Below are 3,454 nucleotides of genomic sequence, written 5' to 3' on the forward strand. Positions count from 1 at the left end.
TGATATTAAAGTAAAAAGTTTTGAAAATATTCAGGCGCAGCAAATAATATTAACGATAGTATCTCATGAATATATTGATTTGTCAGTTCAGATTCCTGAGGATATTTTTTCTCGATTAAATAAAAGTTCAAAGTATCGACCAATAGCTATTTTTGATGCGATGCCGGAAAGTCAGTTCTTACTTGATATCAAAGAGTGGAATGCCCAGGCTGATCCGGAAACGTTATCTTATGAATTTACCTTTAGCATGAAGGTACCTGAGGAGGTCAATATACTGCCAGGCATGAGCGCCGTAGTTAAAGCGGATTTATCCCAGTTAATTGAGCAAGATGGTGCCGAGTTTATTCTTCCTATCAGTTCGATTTTTATACCGGAAAATGTGTCAATTTCAGAAACAGAACGTTTTGTATGGACTGTTGATCCGCGAACCATGACTGTGAATAAAAAGCCTGTTGCGATTGGTCAGTTTAAAGGCCAAGGTGTCGAGATCCTCAATGGACTTAGCCGCGGTGATATTGTGGTGACTGCTGGAACTCATTTCCTATCTGAAGGCCAGACTGTGCAATTCTGGGATAGGGAAGAGGGGTTGTAAATGGGATTTGTTGAATATTTCATAAAAAATCGAATAGTCAGTGTCCTCTTGAGTCTGATATTGCTCTTGGGGGGAATGTCAGCATTCAATGGGCTCGGACGGCTTGAAGATCCGGCTTTCACTGTTAAAGTCGCCGTCATTACAACGGTTTACCCTGGCGCCCCTGCAAGTCAGGTTGAACAGGAGGTGACTTACCCGATTGAAAACGCAGTTCAGCAGCTTCCCTATGTTGACTATATTAAGTCGACGTCATCTGCCGGGTTGTCGCAAGTCACGGTAAATATGAAGGAGATATACCGTGCGGATGCGTTGAAGCAAATATGGGATGAATTACGCAATAAAGTGTCCGATCTCAGCTCTCAACTACCATCGGGTGTTCAAACTCCAATGGTGATGGATGATTTTGCTGATGTCTTTGGTATATTGCTGACAGTTAGTGGTGATGGGTATTCTTATGCTGAGATAACCGATTATGTCGATTTACTTCGGCGAGAACTGGTGTTGATCGAAGGCGTCGGCAACGTAACTATCGCCGGAGAGCAGGAAGAGCAAGTTATCGTTGAAATATCAAAGAGCAAAGCTTCCGCCCTAGATATTCCGATGAGCCGGATCTACCAGAACCTTCGTTCTCAAAACCAAGTCTCAGACTCTGGTAGTGTTCGGGTTGGAGAAGAGTATATTCGAATACAACCAAGCGGTGAATACGATACCATCCGGGATCTCGAGAGCTTGATTGTATCGGGAGACCATTCGAACAGCCTGATTTACTTGAAAGATATTGCCAGCATAAAACGCGAATATGCTGAAGTACCGCGTAATATTATTAATCATGATAACCAACAAGCTCTGATGCTGGGAGTTTCTTTTGCTTCTGGCGTCAATGTTGTAGAGGTCGGCGAGCGCATTGATCAGCGTTTGGCGGAAATGGAATATTCTCGCCCGGCAGGGATGATACTTGCAACGGTTTATAACCAACCTAACGAGGTGAATGCATCGATTGATAGCTTCATAGATAGCTTATTGCAGGCCGTCGCGATAGTGGTTTTTGTCCTGTTGGTATTTATGGGGATTAAAAGCGGTATCTTAATAGGCTTGGTGTTGCTTATCACAGTTTTTGGGACGTTTATATTTATGTCTCAGATGGGGATAGAGCTGCACCGGATCTCGCTGGGGGCTTTGATTATCGCCTTGGGAATGCTGGTTGATAACGCAATTGTCGTTGTTGAGGGGATCTTGATTGGTCTGAAGCGAGGGCAAACCAAGCTTTCAGCAGCGGTGAGCATAACTCGGCAAACAAGTCTTCCTTTGCTAGGTGCTACGGTGATTGCTATTGCTGCCTTCTCACCAATAGGGCTTTCTTCGGATGCAACCGGTGAGTTTGCAGGTAGCTTATTTTGGGTACTATTGATTTCACTGTCACTCAGTTGGGTTACGGCTATTACACTGACACCGTTTCTGGCTGATCTGATCTTTAAAGAACTTCCAGATAGCAACGAGCAACAGCAGAAAGAGTTATACAAAGGAGCTGTTTACTCAATTTATCGATTTGTTCTCGGCTTATGTATACGCTACAAATTCGTGACGATAGTTGCTTTGGTCCTTTTGTTTTCAGCCTCTGTTGTTGGTTTTGGTAAAGTAAAGCAGGCGTTTTTTCCTGCTTCCAATACACCGATTTTTTATGTTGATTATTGGCGTTACCAAGGGTCGGATATTCGAGAGACGCTAAAAGATGTCAGGGAGATTGAAGCTTATCTACTCAAACAAGATGTCGTCGAGCAAGTAACCACCACCGTGGGTAGCGGTTTTCCGAGATTTATTCTGACGTACAATCCCGAAAATAGCTACGCAGCTTATGGACAGTTAGTTGTCAGAGTGAATACACGAGAAGATATCAATCCAACTCTTGGTAATGTCAGGCAGTATCTGGTCGACAATTATCCGCAGGCGGAGTTTAAGCTGAAACGGATGGAGATGGGAACAGGGGGGGATGCAAAAGTCGAAGCAAGATTTACCGGTCCGGATCCCGATGTATTAAGAAAGCTGTCCGGACAGGCGATTGATATTCTTCGTCGGGATCCTGGTGCGGAAAATGTTCGCCATAACTGGCGTCAGAGGGCAAAAGTTATTCGCCCTGTTTTTAATGAGTCCAAGGCCAGACGAGTCGGTATCAGTAAACAAGAATTTGATGATGCCCTATTAACAAACTTTAGTGGCAAGCAGATTGGTACTTTTCGGGAAGGAACCAAGCAATTGCCAATCATAGCCCGTTCACCAGACAATGAGAGGATGGATATTAATAACTTGCTGGGTGTCCAGGTATATAGCCCGGCAACGGGTAGCTATATATCGCTTAGCCAACTGGTAGACGAAGTTGAAACTGTTTGGGAAGACGGTTTGATCTTGCGAAGGGATCGCAAACGGACCATCACAGTATTGGCTGATCCAGATATTCTAGGCAATGATACAGCAACGAGCTTGCTCATGAGGGTGAAGTCTGACATTGAAGCGATTGAGCTGCCGCCAGGATATACTTTCGAATGGGGAGGTGAGTACGAGTCATCGGCCGATGCGCAAAAAGCGCTGTCGAGTGGACTGCCATTGGCTTACCTGGCAATGTTTATTATTACGGTGTTGCTGTTTAATAATCTGAAATCGCCACTCATTATTTGGCTAACTGTTCCGTTGGCTTTGATTGGTGTGGTAAGCGGCTTATTGCTGTTTGATGTTTCATTTAGCTTTATGGCACTGGTTGGTTTGCTTTCCCTGTCAGGTATGTTGATCAAAAATGGTATTGTCTTAGTTGATCAAATCAACCTTGAACTGGTTCAAGGGAAGGATAGTTATACTGCTGTATGCGATGCG

At 44.2% G+C, this 3,454-nt stretch carries 2 protein-coding genes; both read left to right on the plus strand.

Features of this window, described 5'->3' with window-relative positions; genetic code table 11:
* Positions 1–592 (plus strand): efflux RND transporter periplasmic adaptor subunit (locus MHN01_RS20785; protein WP_239413175.1); only part of this gene is annotated, 592 nt, incomplete at its 5' end.
* Positions 593–3,454: efflux RND transporter permease subunit (locus MHN01_RS20790; protein WP_239413177.1), on the plus strand; the 2,862-nt coding region annotated here is incomplete at its 3' end.

The sequence above is a fragment of the Photobacterium sp. OFAV2-7 genome (assembly GCF_022347985.1).
Lineage (GTDB): Bacteria > Pseudomonadota > Gammaproteobacteria > Enterobacterales > Vibrionaceae > Photobacterium.